Annotated in this window: 16 protein-coding genes; 15 read left to right on the top strand and 1 reads right to left on the bottom strand. The window is 33.0% G+C overall.

The features are described 5' to 3' along the window. From P8H68_RS12260 to P8H68_RS12320, 13 genes are all read left to right on the top strand, one after another. The coding region (locus P8H68_RS12260) for a hypothetical protein (RefSeq protein WP_300325596.1) at nucleotides 1-615 on the top strand (615 nt) is incomplete at its 5' end. Nucleotides 616-785: 170 nt separating this feature from the next. Continuing rightward, the gene (locus P8H68_RS12265) at nucleotides 786-1,619 is read left to right on the top strand and encodes a putative zinc-binding metallopeptidase (RefSeq protein ID WP_300325598.1); all 834 of its coding nucleotides are present in this window, start codon (nucleotides 786-788) and stop codon (nucleotides 1,617-1,619) included. A gap of 113 nt (nucleotides 1,620-1,732) precedes the next feature. Continuing rightward, nucleotides 1,733-2,311, top strand: a complete 579-nt coding sequence (locus P8H68_RS12270; RefSeq protein WP_300325600.1) for a Crp/Fnr family transcriptional regulator — start codon at nucleotides 1,733-1,735, stop codon at nucleotides 2,309-2,311. 70 nt (nucleotides 2,312-2,381) lie between these two features. Beyond that, the gene (hchA, locus tag P8H68_RS12275) at nucleotides 2,382-3,236 is read left to right on the top strand and encodes a glyoxalase III HchA (protein ID WP_300325601.1); all 855 of its coding nucleotides are present in this window, start codon (nucleotides 2,382-2,384) and stop codon (nucleotides 3,234-3,236) included. 147 nt (nucleotides 3,237-3,383) lie between these two features. Then, entirely contained in the window at nucleotides 3,384-4,418 is a 1,035-nt protein-coding gene (locus P8H68_RS12280) for a serine hydrolase domain-containing protein (RefSeq protein WP_300325604.1), read from the top strand. Between the two features lie 140 nt (nucleotides 4,419-4,558). Next, a complete protein-coding gene (locus P8H68_RS12285; RefSeq protein ID WP_300325606.1) occupies nucleotides 4,559-5,230 on the top strand; it encodes a class I SAM-dependent methyltransferase in 672 nt (223 codons plus the stop codon). A 267-nt stretch (nucleotides 5,231-5,497) separates the two neighbouring features. Continuing rightward, entirely contained in the window at nucleotides 5,498-6,934 is a 1,437-nt protein-coding gene (locus P8H68_RS12290) for an NAD(P)/FAD-dependent oxidoreductase (protein ID WP_300325608.1), read from the top strand. 29 nt (nucleotides 6,935-6,963) lie between these two features. Continuing rightward, a complete protein-coding gene (locus tag P8H68_RS12295; RefSeq protein ID WP_300325611.1) occupies nucleotides 6,964-7,491 on the top strand; it encodes a CIA30 family protein in 528 nt (175 codons plus the stop codon). A 133-nt stretch (nucleotides 7,492-7,624) separates the two neighbouring features. Then, nucleotides 7,625-9,043, top strand: a complete 1,419-nt coding sequence (locus tag P8H68_RS12300) for a hypothetical protein (protein ID WP_300325613.1) — start codon at nucleotides 7,625-7,627, stop codon at nucleotides 9,041-9,043. Further along, nucleotides 9,030-10,202, top strand: a complete 1,173-nt coding sequence (locus P8H68_RS12305) for a hypothetical protein (RefSeq protein ID WP_300325616.1) — start codon at nucleotides 9,030-9,032, stop codon at nucleotides 10,200-10,202. Before P8H68_RS12300 ends, P8H68_RS12305 begins: the two co-directional genes overlap by 14 nt. Before the next feature lie 38 nt (nucleotides 10,203-10,240). After that, entirely contained in the window at nucleotides 10,241-10,636 is a 396-nt protein-coding gene (locus P8H68_RS12310) for a DUF2721 domain-containing protein (protein WP_300325619.1), read from the top strand. Between the two features lie 57 nt (nucleotides 10,637-10,693). After that, nucleotides 10,694-12,085, top strand: a complete 1,392-nt coding sequence (locus P8H68_RS12315) for a tetratricopeptide repeat protein (protein WP_300325622.1) — start codon at nucleotides 10,694-10,696, stop codon at nucleotides 12,083-12,085. Between the two features lie 115 nt (nucleotides 12,086-12,200). Then, nucleotides 12,201-13,982 carry a long-chain fatty acid--CoA ligase gene (locus P8H68_RS12320; RefSeq protein ID WP_300325625.1) on the top strand — a complete coding sequence of 594 codons (1,782 nt, stop codon included), beginning with the start codon at nucleotides 12,201-12,203 and terminating at the stop codon, nucleotides 13,980-13,982. Here P8H68_RS12320 and priA read toward each other — a convergent pair. Further along, nucleotides 13,979-16,444, bottom strand: a complete 2,466-nt coding sequence (gene priA / locus P8H68_RS12325; protein ID WP_300325628.1) for a primosomal protein N' — start codon at nucleotides 16,442-16,444, stop codon at nucleotides 13,979-13,981. The genes P8H68_RS12320 and priA overlap by 4 nt on opposite strands. A gap of 165 nt (nucleotides 16,445-16,609) precedes the next feature. Between priA and P8H68_RS12330 the strand changes: the two genes are divergently transcribed. Together P8H68_RS12330 and P8H68_RS12335 are read left to right on the top strand one after the other, a co-directional pair. After that, nucleotides 16,610-16,831 (top strand): hypothetical protein, encoded by a 222-nt coding sequence (locus P8H68_RS12330; RefSeq protein ID WP_300325630.1) that lies wholly within the window; start codon nucleotides 16,610-16,612, stop codon nucleotides 16,829-16,831. A gap of 1 nt (nucleotide 16,832) precedes the next feature. Next, entirely contained in the window at nucleotides 16,833-17,345 is a 513-nt protein-coding gene (locus tag P8H68_RS12335) for a glutathione peroxidase (protein WP_300325633.1), read from the top strand. Nucleotides 17,346-17,437: the final 92 nt, after the last annotated feature.

The following is a 17,437-nucleotide window of genomic DNA, read 5'->3' on the forward strand; positions in this document are numbered from 1 at the left end:
CTTGGAATCGGAACGAAACTTTGGCGTCAAAGATTGGAGAAACTCAAAAGTAGACTACTCCCTAACGCCAGTATTGGTATGGACGGAGTTGTAGCGATGCAACCTTTTTATAAAAAAGGAGGTTTTGAACTTGCTTTTAAAGACAAACGATATGAAAAAATAGGCCAAAAATTCCCAGTACATCCAAACATCTCTCCCATTTATGCAAAATATTTTGATAAAATTACTACTTATGACCTCAGGTGTTTTGGATTTCCTAGACAAAATTTTCTCAAAAAATGGATTTTTCTTACCGATAGTTTCTCCTTCCAATACTCTGAAAACAATAGCCTGAAAGGTTTCTGTATTCTTAGGAAAGTAGATACAGGATATAAAATCGGGCCTCTTTTCGCGGATGATTACGAAATCGCCAACGCTCTATATAAAGCTTGTTTAAATGCTGTTCCCAATAAATCTGTTTTTCTAGATATTCCATTAATTAATATGGATGCTAAAAAATTAGTAGAAAAACACAATGCTAAATTCGTTTTTGAATGTGGAAGAATGTACAATGGCAAAGCACCTGAAAATCCTTGGAATAAAATTTTTGGAATGACAACCTTTGAACTTGGATAATGTTCACAGGGAGTCCGACCAAGAATAAGTCATTTTATTTTAGAATAAATATCAAGTCCTAATTATTGTCAGTCTAAAACATCATTGCATTGCGAGTTTTGGAAAAGTAAATTTAGTATCTTTCTCTATTGTTAGATACAAGAACTGTGTTTCTCCATAATTACGATGATATGATTCATAAAATTTTTATTGCCTTCCTTTTCCTTATAAATTCTTCATGTATATTTTCTCAAAAAGAATATGGTATTTGGGAAATAAAAAATGGAGTACTTCAGAATGAAATTACAGCTAACAATAATGAACTAGGACAGAGCTACTGGAATGTAATTACAAACATGCTTCCTAAGCATTTAATCAATACGTATATTGTCTCCCTTCGTTTGTTTACCGATGGTGAAGAAGAAGATCTCGGAGGACTGAATCAATTAGATAACTCTGTGGTTCGATGGCTATTTGACCTTGATATTGAAGACGCAAACATCAACAGCAAGGACGAGTCAGAAATTATAGATTATTCTCATACAATAATCCATGAATTTGGACACTTGTTGACATTAAACTCAACACAAATTGAACTTACTGATGACCTATTTCAAGATGAAAACAAAGGTTACCTTACCTCTGAAGGATATGCAAAAAAGGAAAGTTACTTAGGTCTTTTTGTGAGGGAGTTCTGGTCTATAGATCGGCTTATTGAATGGGATAAAATAGACAGCAAAAAGAACTCTAATAGGAAAGCAAAAAAACTATTGGACTTTTATTTCCAATACGAGAACGAGTTTGTAACAGATTATGCTGCAGAAGCACCTGAAGAAGATATAGCTGAATCTTGGACGTACTTTGTTTTATGTGATGCTCCGAGTAAAGGAGTTATAAAGAATGATAAAATCTTATTTTTCTATAACTTTCCGGAGCTAGTTGAATATAGAAACTATATAAGACAACATCTCAAAATTGTACCAAAAAACTATCTGACATCCACAAAATCGAATTATAGTGAGTAAGAAAACCTTTAATCTCTTAGCTATTTCTGCTTTCACCAAACACTATTTCTTTATTTTTATCATTAGTTGAATTCTAAAAAAATAAATTATCACAAACACTAAACCCACTAAAATTGTTACAAGATTTAATATCAAGTATTAAAAACCTCATTGAAATGAGTCCTGAAGCGGAAGAGTACGTGAACTCTATTGCCAAAGAAAAGAAAGTTTCCAAAGGGGATATTTTAATTAGACAAGGTCAAAGAGTCGAAAATACTTTTTATGTTACAAGTGGTTGCATAAGGTCTTTTTGTGTTGATAAAAACGGAAAAGAACACACCCTTCAGTTTGCTATTAAAAATTGGTGGATAAGTGATTTTATTGCTTACTATGATACCGATATAGCAACACTAACAGTGGAGTGTATCAAAGACTCGAACATCATTCAATTCAATGCAAAAGATTTGGATGAGATCTATTTAAAATTTTCTGAATTTGAAATTTTCCAAAGAAAAATTTTAGAAAGACATGTGGTCAGTTTAAATAAAAGAATCCTTAACCAACTACAACTTACAGCTAAAGAGCGTTACAATCTCTTCACAAAACAATACCCTGATATAGAACTATATACACCAAACTATCATATTGCTTCTTATTTAGGAATCACCCAACAAAGTTTAAGTCGTATAAGAGCCGAAAAATCGAAAACCTAATTTATTACCATAGGGTATTTTTTTATCAATGGAAGCTTTCTAATTTTGAAAAAACTAAAATTCAGATCTTATGTTAAAAAAAATACTTGGAATTGCACCTCAGCTAGAACCTGATGGATCCTATAAGCCTTCAAAACTAGCTTTAAAACTAGGAACGGTATCAAAAACAGATTATCAAAACACTACATACCCAAAATACACTGGAAAAAGATCTAAAATTTTAGTAATCTTTACTGAGGAGAAAAACATGATCATGAAAAATGGCAAAGCATTTTCTACTGGAAATCATCCTATAGAAGCTTTGCTACCCATGTTACATTTACAAAATGCTGGTTTTGATTTTGAAATTGCAACTCCTACTGGAAAACCCGTAGTTTTTGAAATGTGGGCCTTTCCAAATGAAGATGAATATGTTTCTAAAATTTTCAAACAGCTACAGCCACAATTGCAAAAACCGTTGAGTTTAACGGATTTTATAAATAATTCTTTTACCAAATCAGAGAATTATGCTGCTGTTTTTATCCCTGGTGGGCATGGTGCGATGATTGGAATTCCTGAAAACGAAAATGTTGGAAAGATATTACATTGGGCAAATGAAAATGAATTATTCACAGTCACATTATGTCATGGACCCGGATCTTTATTATCAACCACCTTAAATGGTGAGAAATTCCTCTATGAAGGATATAAAATGGCAGTATTTCCAGATTCTGTTGACAAACAAACTCCGTTGATTGGGTACCTTCCTGGACATATGCCTTGGGGACTGAGCGAAAAATTGAAAAATTTGGGAGCTATACTCATGAATACGAAATCTGATACTACTGTTTGCGCTGATAGAAAATTAATTACGGGAGCAAGTCCTCTCGCTTCAAACGAACTTGGAAAACTAGCAGCATTGACTATTTTGAAGGAACTTAAATAAATATTTTTGAAATTATATAAAACGGTTTGAAGTACATTCAAACCGTTTTTTTTTATAAAAAAGGAACAATAAAAGCCAAAGGTTATTTTTTTTCAAAGGATAAACTTATTTTTACATTGAGCTTACTCGTTCATCAACAGCGTCAAAATGAAGAAAAAAACCAGTGTTTACATTCTAAGAGCCATCCTTTTTTCCGGAACTTTTATTTCTTTATATTTTGTACCCTGGATTTTAATAAAAGCTTGGATTCTCCCTTTACCAAACAATATAGAAGGACAACTAGAGCAAAGTCTGAATTTTGGTTTTGATGGAATGATTGTCTATGTAGAGGAAGCAGGAAAGGAACCTCAAATGTATGCTGCTGGCTGGCATAACAAAGAAATGAAAATACCTGCCAAACCAGATGCCTTATTTTGTATTGCTAGTATCACAAAATTGTATGTTGCAGTTGCTATTACCAAATTGACTCATGAAAATAAAATAGACCTACAAAAAAGTGTCGCTTCTTATTTCCCAGAATATATTGGACATATTGAATATGCAGATCAAATTACAATAGAAATGCTCGTGAAGCATCGCAGCGGAATTCCTAATTTCACAGATCAAAATGAGTTTTGGCAAAATCCTCCTTCTAATAGAGATGGTGCTATTGCATATGTTTTAGACCTTCCTGCCAACTTTAAGCCAAATACTTCCTATGGATATAGCAACACCAATTACCTTTTACTAGCCAAACTGATTGAAAAAATCACAGGCAAGGATCAATTTTATTATATCAAAGAAAAAATTCTTCAACCACTAGGATTGACGGATACGTATGGCTCTAATAAAGACCTAGATTTAGACCGTGTGATGAGCGGTTATTACGTAGGAATTGATAAAGATCAAAAGCACAAAGATCAGGGTATGTTTGCCACTGCACATGATGTTGCTGTTTTTTTAAGAGCATTGAATGATGGTACTGTATTTCAATCTGATGAGCAAGAAACCTATAGCTCTCTGTATGAGTACAATCATACAGGTTTAGCCGCTGGCTATCAAAGCATCGCTAAATATCACGAAGATATAGATACCGTGGTCATTCAATTTAACAATACCACAGACTTCAATGGTTATCAATGGAATTTGGCAGAAATAGCTTATAGTAGAATTTTAAAAATTATAAGAAAAAATAAATCTTAATCCATTTTTAAACTAGCTAATTAGCCATTTTTTTTACAAAACAGTCAAAATTTTATTTCTATTTTTTTTTAAGCTCCATGGTTTCGAAACTAATTTTTTATTTCTAAATTCACCGAGTAAAAAATGAAAAAGATCTACTTATGGCTGAAAAATTTAACTCTACCGACTTGACAGAAAAAGAATTAGCAAGTCAATTAAAAAAACCATCTGGAGAACAAGGTAAAGAAGTTGGCAAACAAATGAACAAAGGCAACAAATACATTTGTCTTAATTCGTATAAATGCTTGGCTCCTTCTCCCAATTCAAACATCCTTGAAATTGGAATGGGAAATGGGTATTTTATAAAAGACCTATTGGCTCTTAACACAAATTTACGTTATGTGGGTCTAGATTTTTCTCAGACAATGATTGATGAGGCTACAAAATTAAACCAAGCCTTTATTGAAAGTGGACAGGTTTCTTTTATCAATGGATCTATTGAAAAATTGCCTTTTGAGGATAACAGTATGGATTGTATCACAACAACAAACACAATTTATTTTTGGCCAAATTTAGAGGCAAACGTTAAAGAATTATTTCGGGTTTTAAAACCAAAAGGAAAATTGCTTATTGGCTATCGATCTCAGGAACTGATGGATAAAATTTCTTTTACCAAACACAATTTTGAAAAACATACTCAACAGGAAATAGAACTCTTATTAAAGACTACCGGCTTTCAAAAAGTATCGACAGAAATAATAGCTGAACCAGAACTTGACTTTGATGGAGTTCCTTTGGTGATGGAAGGTTTATTTACAACGGGGGAGAAATAATATTTATTAAAATTGGTTCAATGATAATTTGAAAAAACTAAAAAAATTCAGCAAATAAATAGACCAGTCTACTCAAAATAAAAAAAGCAGAAAAAATGACAATCTATTATAAAAAGCTATTTTCAAAAACATAAAAGACAATGTCTTTTTCATATTTATAATATTCTTGCATCATCAAAGAAACCTGCAGGATCTTTAGTTTTATAAAAAAAGAGTAAATTTCGGTCCAAGTAAAAAAAACTTATTACCAGTACTGAAACAGTATTTATGAACCCAAACAACGACATGAAATTTGCAAGTTGTGAAGATTGCAAAGGGCAAGGAATGAAAAGTAGGAAACTACGAAAAAAAGTGAGGGCTCAATATCAAAAAGATCTAGAAGCTTTTCAAGAAAACCCAAACGCAAAAAAACAACCTAGCTTACCTAAAAGACCTCAATATTCATGTGCAAGTTGTGAAGGAACCGGGATTGTGAAATCCAACTTTTTTCCAACAATCAAAGAATACCCAAAGGTGGCAATCATAGGGGGTGGTATCGGAGGAATTGCTTTAGGGATTGCCTGTTTGCACCGAGGAATTCCATTTATTATTTACGAAAGAGATGGTTCTTTTGAAGAACGAGCTCAAGGTTATGGACTTACGTTACAACAGGCTAGTAAGGCTATACAAGGACTTGGGTTATTTGATCTCACAAATGGGATAGTTTCAAAAAAACACGTAGTACACAATACTGAAGGCGACATCCTTGGAGAATGGGGAATGCAAAAATGGGTAGATCAAAAATCGATTCCGAACAACAAGCGCACTAATATTCATATCGCTCGACAAGAATTAAGAAAAGAACTTTTGACCCAAATTGGTGGTCAAGAATCTATTCAATGGAACCATCAACTCATCGACTTTAAAGACGAAGAAACTATTTCTATGAACTTTAATGTTAATGGAAGTATAATAACAGAAACTGCTGATCTTATTGTTGGTGCAGATGGTATTCGAAGTTCTGTTAGAAAACAAATTATTGGAGAAGCTACGACACCTCTTAACTATTTAGATTGCATTGTTATTTTAGGAATTTGTCCATTAAACAGATTAAAAGACAACCCTTTATTGAATGGAGAGACTGTTTTTCAAACGGCCAACGGAAATGAAAGAATTTATGTAATGCCCTTTACTGCTGACAAAGTTATGTGGCAACTTAGTTTTCCTTTACTAGAAGAGCAAGCAATTCACTTAAGTAAAAAAGGCTCTAAATCACTAAAAAAAGAAGCTCTTCTAAGAACCCAATGGCACCAGCCTATACCAGATATTATTCAAAACACAGCCGATTCTCTTATTTCAGGATATCCTGTTTATGATAGAACTTTACTCACAGAAGAGCATTTCTCAAAAGCAAACAAATCAACTTTATTAGGTGACGCAGCTCATCCTATGAGTCCGTTTAAAGGCCAAGGAGCCAATCAAGCATTACTCGATGCCTTATCCTTAGCTAGAAAAATCACAAAGTTTTGTAATGAGGGTTCTGATTGGAGAAAAAAAGGAATTAGAGCATCTGTACTTTTAGAATACGAGCGTGAAATGATTGCTAGAAGCGAATCAAAAGTAAAAGGTTCTGCAGATGCAGCTCAATATTTACATTCAGAAATCGTTTTAAAAGAAAACAATGCGCCAAGAGGCAGCAACTATAACCGCAAAATCAAAGATTAATTTTGACTTTAAACATGCAAAAAACACTGATGAAATTACTATTTTTGATTCTTATGCCAATTGCTATGAAAGCACAAATAATTATCGATTTTAAACAATCAGCAACACCTGAAAATTGGGTAGTAGTTGATGATGTGGTTATGGGAGGGGAATCCTCTGGAAAATTTAACATCAATGAAGAAAAACAGGGTGTTTTTGAAGGAAAGGTTTCTTTAGAAAACAACGGAGGTTTTTCTTCTGTGCGATACCAGTTTCCCTCTATAAACACCTCCTCTTATTCAAAAGTAATTTTGAAAATTAAAGGAGACCAAAAAAAATATCAATTCAGAATTAAATCTTCCACACAGGATTATTTTTCTTACATATCCATTTTTGAGACCAACGGTACATGGGAAAAAATAGAAATCCCCCTGAATCAAATGTACCCGGCCTTCAGAGGTAGAAAATTAGATCAAGACAATTTTTCAGGCGGAGGCATTGAGCAGATAACATTTCTAATTGCAAATAAAAATGCAGAAGATTTTAAATTATTGATAGAATCTGTTACTTTAGAGTAAATTATTTTTACGAAAAAATCAAACAACAAGAATCCTTTTGTAAGACTCAAATTAGATAAAATAGCACTTTGCATTTGCATAATAAAATTTAAATTCTAAATTGAGCACAAAATTAAGATACAGAAACCAATACATGATTGAGTTAAAAGAAGAAAGAGATATTAAAAACTTATTGTCGCAGGGAGCAGATGAAAGAATATTCACCAATGACAAAGGATTGACTCGCTATGGAGTAAGTGCTACAAATACAAAAGTTATCAATCGTGGTTCTTGCACTTGTTCTGTGGTTACAGATGATAGTATTGAATTGATCAAGGACATGTATCAATCTATCAATGACACCTCTGAATGGATTTCAGAAAACGATCAAATTTTTGAAAGAGTTAAAGATTTTATCAATGAGGAAAACGAAGATGATTTTGAATTATTCTTAGCACCCTCTGGTACAGACCTTGTTTATGTACCTCTTATTCTTTCGAGATTAATTGCACCCAACAGAAAAATATTAAATATTACCACTTGCATCGAAGAATTAGGGTCGGGAACAAGACTGGCTTCTAGCGGTAAATATTATTCAAACTACAATCAATTTGGAGAAGCGGTTGTCAAGGGAGATAGCATCTTAGCAAACAACGACATTGAAACTTATTTTTGCAAGGCGCGCTGTGAAAAAGGTGAAATTATCAACAACCAAGAAGAGATTATTGAGGTTGTAAAAAACCATCCTGAGCACACCATCATTATTAATTTGGTATATGGTAGCAAATCTGGTATTGAAGACAATTTGGAACTAATTGATAAAATTGATGCACCTAATGTTTTATGGAATACCGATTTATGTCAGTTTAGACATTCCAAAGAAATCATAAAAAAACTGATTAGAAAAAATTCTACAGTGATGATTACCGGGTCTAAGTTTTATCAATGTCCTCCTTTCTGCGCTGCTGTATTAATTCCAAAAACAATTCTTAATAATATTTCTAAAAAAGCCAATGCTAATTCTATTGAAGAATTTAGTAGCATTTTTTCTACGTATGACTTACCTCCTACTTTAAGATCTAAACTAGGATTGAGAGATCAGTTAAACCCGGCTCGTATCATAAAATGGAAATATACCTTACAGGAAATACTAAATTTCAATTTAATTCCTTCTAAACAAGTTCAAGAAAAAATTGATTCATGGAGAAACCATGTTATTGAGTTCATAAATAACTATCCAGAGTTTGAACTGATGCCTTACCAAGAGGACACCAATAAAACCATTATTTCTTTTCGACTGAAATATAAGGGAGCCTATTTAAATGAAAAACAGCTAAGAAAATTGCACTACCTTACGGTTACTAAAAGCTATAAAGACCTGTCTGAAGGAAAATCTATGGTATTTATTGGGCAACCAGTAACCTATTTTAGTGATAAATCTTTTCTTCGATTGGCCATAGGTTCTAAAAACATTAGAGAATTTGTTACCAAAAATGAAACAGCATTTGAATTGGATAAAAAAATCGTTGCTATCTTAATTAGCAATCTTAAGGAACACTATGACGATCTCTAGACAAGAAGCAGAAGCTCACTACCTAAAAGCCATTGAAAAAAAACTATGTTCACCTGAAAAGGCTACTATTTTTTATTCTAAACAGGTCTTAGATTATCAATTGAATTTGTTAAGAGATATTTTCCCCGCAAATACAAAACATGCCATCGCCATAAAAACATGCAATCAAGCAGATGTTTTGGCGCACATAATTCAAAGAGGTTTTGGACTAGAAGCCGCTTCTTTTGAAGAGGTACTACTTGCAAAAAAAGCAGGTGCAGCGAATGATCAAATTGTTTTTGACTCTCCTGTAAAAACGATAAGTGAAATAAATAAATGCCATCACGAATTACCGGGAATGTTGCTCAATGCAAACTCCTTAGAAGAATTAAAAAGATATCCTAAAAACTTTAACGGTCATATTGGACTTAGAGTGAATCCTTTGGTAGAAAATGCCGGAGGTACATTTTTCAATGTCTCCACAGCCAATTCAAAATTTGGAGTTCCTATCACAAAAAGAAAAGCGATCATCGAGAATTGTATTCAATATTCTGAAATTGACTGTTTGCATTTTCATATTGGTTCTAGCCTCACTGATTTATCTCCCAATTTAAAGGCAATTACAACAATGGTTGCTTTGGCAGTAGAAATAAACAAGCTACGAACAAAAAAAGGGATTGAAAATAAAATCATTACCCTAGATATTGGAGGAGGTATCGAATTCGACAAAAAAACAATGCGCGAATTTGTTGCTGCGATGCATCAGATTCCAAATATTTCAGATTTTAATTTGGTGACTGAATACGGTAACTTTGTGCACAAACACAACAGTTTCGTAGCCTCTAATGTAGAATATGTTCTTTCTAATGACGATTCTTTACCTGAATTGGTTTATGTTCATGTTGGTGCCGATCTTTTTGTGAGAAAAGTATATTCCAATTTAAATGCAAACTACCCTTGCTCTATTCTGTACAAAGATAAACCCGAGGAGAATGCTGCACTACAATCGTATAATATTGTGGGTCCTTTATGTTTTGCAGGTGATATTCTTTTTAAAGATTTAAAATTTCATAAAATCCAAGAAGGAGACACTTTATTTATTTTCAATACCGGATCCAACACTCTTAGTATGTGGTCAGGACATTGTAGCAGAGATCTTCCGGATTTTGTTTTTTACTAAATCAAAATTCTTAACTTAGTCAAACCTTATCATATATTATGAAAGAATTGACACTGACTACTCCGGCACTTTTATTTTCCGCGATTTCCTTAATCATGCTAGCCTATACCAATCGTTTTTTGGCTTATGCTACCGTGGTAAGAAGTCTTCATGACACCTACCTTAAAAACAAGGATGCCGTGCTGATCAAACAAATTAAAAATATCAAGCAACGGCTTTATTTAACTAGAGCCATGCAGATTTTTGGTATTTCTAGCTTGCTCCTTTGTGTGGTAACTATGTTTTTAATTTACATAGAACTAAACACATTGGCTACCTGGGTATTTGGTCTTGCTTTGTTGCTCTTAATCGTTTCTCTTTCTGTTTTGATTGTAGAAATTCAAATCTCTGTAAAAGCCTTAGAGCATCATATCAGTGATATAGAAAATAACTAAATCAATTGGCTTTTTAGTTGTTCAAAAAAAACAGTAACTTGAACATAAAAATTCGCCATGTTAAAAACCGTTTCTTTATTTCTCCTATTTCTAAACTGCAGCTATATCTATGCGCAGGCTGAAATTTATGAAACTCCTCCTAAAATAAAAAAAGACTTATACAATGATGGTATACCTGCTCGCATCAAATGGTACGGTTATGACAAAAAAATTGACAGTCTAAAAACCTATTACAAATCAGGGAAAATTAATGAGGAAATCTATTTCAAAAACGGAAAATACCACGGTACCTTTTACCAGTACAACTCCAAAGGAGAAATAACAACTATTTGGAAATATGAAAATGGGAAACTCATTGAGCGTATCAATAAAAAAATTGAGTTTACTCTTAAAACAGAAGAACGTACAAGAAAACATTATTTACAGCTAAATACAGTCAATGAGAAAATAAAAAAAACAAGCAATTCTTTTGACAAATCTTATCAAAGAGCAAGTTTACGATATCGTTTAGGGAATTACTCTTTAGCCCTCAATGATTTAAAAAAACTAGAACGCTATATTGGAAAATTCTCAGTCGAAAAACAAGCGAAATATCATAAATTAGTCGCTGCTGTTTATGATTATTTAGGGAGTATCTACAGTAGTTATGAAATGGAGAACTATGCCATTCAATACAAATATAAAGCCTTACGGGCTTCACCAGAACAAAGCAGACTTTATCATAATCTAGGTTCTTACTTGATTCAAATAAAATCATACGATTTAGGAATCAATTATTTAAATCAGGCAATAGAAATAGTACCCAATCATTCCTTTGCGCATTGGGTTCTTGGCGCTACCTATACAGATTTAGGAGACTATGAAAAAGCCATGTATCATGTTCAAATTTCATTTAAAAATGAGAAAAGTTTATATAAATACGGAGTCGGTTCTGCCGAACGCGATTTACGAACTATTCGTGGATTTCTTTTTCATAAACTAGGGGAAACAGAAAAAGGCATCAACGATTTAGAAGAGGCTTTAGAAATAAATGAAGACAATTCATTCGCCATGAGAAATTTAGGAGTTGTATTGTATGAAACACAGCAATATGAAGAGGCCTGTGAACTGCTTCAAAAATCAAAAGAATTGTTCTATGAAAGCAAACATAGAAAAACAGATTTACAAGAATACATTGACCTAGCTTGCAACAAAGAAATTTTTCCTGAACAAAAAGAAAAAGAAGAACTGCCATTTATTTTTCCGAACCCAGCAGCCGATATGATTGAACTCAGAAATTATGATGTAGATAACTTTGTTTATGAAATAGTTACTCACAACAATCAAACTGTAAAAAAAGGAAAAGCCAGCGGAAAACGAATCGCCCTTTCTGGACTTGAGCACGGTCTGTATATCCTTCGGGTCTTAGATACAGAGACTCCAATTTCCTTAAGAATTATAAAAAAATAATTTTGTAAATTAAACACAAACTAGAATTAACGAATCCTTAATTGGCTAGTTTTATTTTATTTCCTATTTTGCATTAACATCTGTTAATTTTCCAGATTAAAACGACTCTATAATTATGAAAGATATCTCCTTATTATTTGATTTCCCACAGCATCAACTTGAAAAGTTCAATTTGAAAAAAGCATTCTCTACTAAATACGGAGATGAATGGGTAAGTCTATCTTCTCAGGAATATATTGATGAAATTAATAAAATTAGTAGAGGTCTTTTAAAACTTGGAGTCAAACCCAATGATAAAATAGCATTGATTTCAAGTACCAATAGAACAGAATGGAATGTGATGGACATGGGAGTTCTCCAACTAGGAGCGCAAACAATTCCTATTTACCCAACCATCAGCAAAGAAGATTATCAATATGTATTGAATCACTCTGAAGCGACCTATTGTTTTGTATCTGATGTGAGTATCATTGAAAAATTAAATCAAATAAAAGACGACACACATCTTAAAGAAGTGTTCACTTTTGATCAGATTACAGGCGAAAAGAACTGGAAAGAAGTTTTAGAGTTAGGAAAAGACACAGGAAATCAAGAGGAAGTTGAAGCCCTAAAAAAAACGGTACAACCAGATGACTTGGCAACCATCATCTATACTTCTGGGACTACCGGAAAACCTAAAGGGGTGATGTTATCTCATAAAAACCTTGTTTCTAATACACTTGATAGTACTCCAAGAGTTCCTTTAGTACATGGTCATGCCAAAGCATTGAGCTTTTTACCCGTTTGTCATGTATTCGAACGTATCATCCATTATTTATATATCTACTGTGGTATAGAAATTTATTTTGCACAAGCACAAGAAACCATTAGTGACAACCTTAAAGAAATTCAACCTGATATTATGACGGCTGTTCCGAGGTTATATGAAAAAATATACGATGCCATTGTTGAAAAAGGAACCAATCTAACAGGAATTAAAAAGGGCTTATTTTTCTGGGCCTTGAACCTTGGGTTACGCTTTGAGCCCTATGGAGCCAATGGATGGTGGTATGAAACACAATTAAAACTAGCAAGAAAACTTATTTTCTCTAAATGGAAGGATGCTTTAGGAGGAAAAATGAATACATTGGTTTCTGGTTCTGCTCCCTTACAATCCAGATTGATTCGAGTTTTTTCTGCTGCAGGAATGCCAATATTAGAAGGCTATGGTTTGACGGAAACTTCTCCAGTAATTTCTGTAAACTGCCCCTATAATCATGGAATAAGAATTGGTACGGTTGGAAGAATTATCGACAATGTAGAAGTAAAAATTGCAGAGGACGGAGAAATTCTTGCCAAGGGACCAAATGTAATGTTAGGGTACTATAAAGATCCTGAAAAAACGGCTAGTGTGATGACAGGTGATTATTTCCATACGGGAGATATAGGAGTTTTATCTGATGACAATTTCTTGACGATTACCGATCGAAAAAAGGAAATGTTTAAAACTTCCGGAGGTAAATACGTGGCTCCTGCTCTACTAGAAAATGAATTAAAACAATCTCGTTTTATAGAACAAATCATGGTTATTGGTGAAGGAGAAAAAATGCCTGCGGCTTTGATACAACCAAATTTTGCATTTATCAAAGAATGGATCAAAAGAAAAGAAATAGGTTGCGGATCTGAATTGAGTGACATTTGCTCTAACGAAAGAATCATCAAAAGAATTCAGAGAGAAGTAGATAAATGCAATACCAACTTTGGAAAGTGGGAACAGATCAAGAAATTTGAATTGACACCAGAGGAATGGAGTATTGAAAGTGGTCATTTAACGCCTACTTTGAAAATGAAGCGTAAGATCATCAAAGAAATTCACAAAGACTTGTATAACAATATTTACGGGAAAGATCCGTCTTAATAAGCATCTATATCAATTCCTAAGCGAACTGATCGATATGCTGCAATGGCAGTAAAAGTATTCTGAATTTTTTCAATATGCTTTTTGGTTGCCTTTAAAGATTGCTTTGGTGGTATCTTTAAGGTTATATGTTTGATATAAAGATTTCTTACTCTTGATACATTCGGAGCAGTTGGACCTAATACATTATCTTTAAAAGCATTTTTTAAAGAAGTTCCAAACCATTCCGCTGCGTTATCCAATGTCACTAAATCACGATGTCTGAGCGTTATTTTTAACACTCTGTAAAATGGAGGATAATGGAATTGCCAACGGTCTTCTAACTGCTCCTTATACATATGTGAATAATCATTGGTAGAAACTTGTTGCAAAATTTGATGGTACGGATTGAAAGTTTGGATAATTACTTTTCCTCTCTTTTTAGAACGCCCTGATCTACCGGCTACCTGAACCATCATTTGAAAAGTTCTTTCATGTGCTCTAAAATCTGGAAAATTCAACATATTGTCGGCATTCATCACTCCAACTAAACTTACCTTTCCAAAATCAAGTCCTTTGGATAACATTTGTGTTCCTACTAAAATATCTATTTCCTGGGCCTGAAAAGCACCAATAATTTTTTGATATCCGTATTTGCCACGTGTGGTATCTAAATCCATTCTACCAATTTTCACCTCTGGAAACAATTCATTCAATTCCAATTCAATTTGTTCAGTACCGAAACCAATGGTAGTCAGTTTTGTGGATCCACAAGCTCCACAGTTCAGTGGCATTGCTTGACGGTAATTGCAATAATGACATCGCAACTCTTTTCTATATTTATGAAACGTTAGAGAAACATCACAATTCGGACATTCTGGAGATACTCCACAAGTTTCACATTCTACAACCGGTGAATATCCTCTCCTGTTTTGAAATAAAATGACTTGCTCTTTATTTTTCAAGGCCTCCTCTATTTCTAAAATCAAACGATCTGAAAAATGTCCATTCATCCTTTTCTTTCTATGCTTTTCTTTGATGTCTACCAATTCAATTGCTGGCAACTGAACTTCACCAAATCTCTTTGTCAAGTTTACAAGTCCATATTTATTATTGGTTGCATTGTAATAACTTTCTAAGCTTGGTGTTGCAGATCCCAAAAGCGTTTTAGCCTTGTGCATATGTGCCAACAATATGGCAGCATCTCTTGCATGATATCTAGGCGAAGGTTCAAACTGTTTGTAAGAAGTCTCATGTTCTTCATCTACGATAATCAATCCTAAATTAGAAAATGGCAAAAACAAAGAAGACCGCGCTCCTAAAACTATTTGTGCTTTTTCTTTCCTATTCAAAACGTTATTATAAACCTCTACACGTTCATTCATAGAATACTTGGAGTGGAAAACGGATATTTTACCACCAAAATACTGTTTCAACCTTCCTATCAATTGAGTTGTCAAAGCTATTTCAGGTAATAAAAACAGTACTTGTTTCCCTAGATCTATTTGGTTTTGAATCAACTTTGCATAGACTTCTGTTTTCCCACTACTGGTTACTCCATGCAATAAAGTAACTGATTTGGTTTCAAAAGTTGCATTGATTTCAACATATGCTTTATCTTGAAACTCATTGAGAGTTTTTAACTTTCCATCCCCTTCTCTAAAACTTACCCTATCTACTTGGATATGATAAAACTCCAAAATATCTTTATCTACAAGTCCTTTCAAAACTGCTGCTGATACATTTGATTTCTCTTGTAAATCTTTAGCTTTGATCGGATTTTGGGTCTGAGCTTCTACAGAGAAAAATATCAATAAGGCATGGTACTGCTGTTTGGCTCTTTTTACTGAATCCAATAAAGAAGATAAGGCTGCATCTCCTTTATGTTCTTCTTTTAATCTTATATATTTAACCAGTTTCGGTTTATACGATTCATAAATTTCTTCCTTTAAAACGATAGCATTTTTATCTATCATCGTTTTTAAAATGGGGAAAATATTTTTCTTTGAAAGTATGTTACTAATCTCTAATACAGAAAGTTGGCTCTGTTGACCTAAGGCTTCAAAAACCAAAAATTCTGGATCCGTTAACACAGATTCATGCGTAAAACTTGAATTTTTAAGGACAATTGTTTCACTTTCTAGTAAAAATGCTGAAGGCAAAGCAGCTCTATATACATCTCCCAAAGAACACATATAGTATTCTGAAATCCATTCCCAATGTTTGAGTTGCAATTCGTTTACAACGGGAACCTCATCCAATATCTGGTGGATTGGTTTTGCCTCATATGCTGCGGGCTCCACTTCATGAATTTTATACACTAGAGCAGTATATATTTTTTTCTTTCCAAACGGGACAGCTATTCGCATTCCTCTTTTCAAAAATTCTGCCTCCGCCTCGGTTATACTGTACGTAAACAAGCGTTGCAATGGAATAGGTAATATTACATCGATGAAAAAATTCTTAAAAGGAAGCTGGGACAATTTTTATATTTTGAAATTATAAAACAAAGATAAGCGTTTCGAAAAAAAATCTTCTTTGTTCCTTAGGAATAAAACAACTTAAAAATCATTAAAAATATTATGTTTAACAAAAAGTGTTTTTAAATAAACATTTTGTATATTTGATATATCAAAAAATAGTATTTTATGGAAACTATACAAGAAGCATTAGAATTCGAAGAAAATATTAAGACTTTTAAAAGTCGTGATCAAAAAATTTGGGCCTCTCTGAAAGCAAAAGAATTAATTCTATCGTTGAATGAATTTTATAAGAATTCAAAAGATGACAAAATTATGGACATTATGAAAAGATTGACTTTGATAAAACGAAAATTCGAAGCAAGATTAAAACCTAAAATTAGAATATAACATGTTGGATTTTTTATCATCAAATAAAATAATTCCGTCAAAAGAATCTTTGTACGAAATAAAAATAAACGCCAGTAATGGAACTCCTATAAACTTGGAAAACTATCGTGGTAAAAATATTTTATTTGTCAATGTGGCTTCTAAATGCGGATTTACACCTCAATACAAAGAATTAGAAGAATTATATCAAAACCATAAGGAAAGTCTTGTAATTATCGCTTTGCCTTGTAACCAATTTGGAAATCAAGAACCTGGAAGCAATGAAGAAATTTCTAGTTTTTGCGAATTAAATTATGGAGTAACTTTCCCGATTACTGAAAAAGTAGAGGTAAAAGGAAAGGATACACATGCAATTTATAAATGGTTAACAGAAGTAAGTAGAAACGGAAATACAAGTTCTAAAGTACGTTGGAATTTTCAAAAATATTTAATCAATAAGGAAGGATACTTTGTAGATTTCTTTTATTCAACAACCTCTCCGACCAGTAAAAAAATAGTAAAACATTTAAATTAGTGAGTTAAGTTAGCAAAATTAATTTGGTCAATTAATTTTAGTATGGGTACTTTACTTCCTTAGTACCCATATTTTTTTGCTTAAAAAGTATT

This window comes from Flavicella sp. (assembly GCF_029238425.1).
In the GTDB taxonomy this organism is placed as follows: Bacteria; Bacteroidota; Bacteroidia; order Flavobacteriales; family Flavobacteriaceae; genus Flavicella.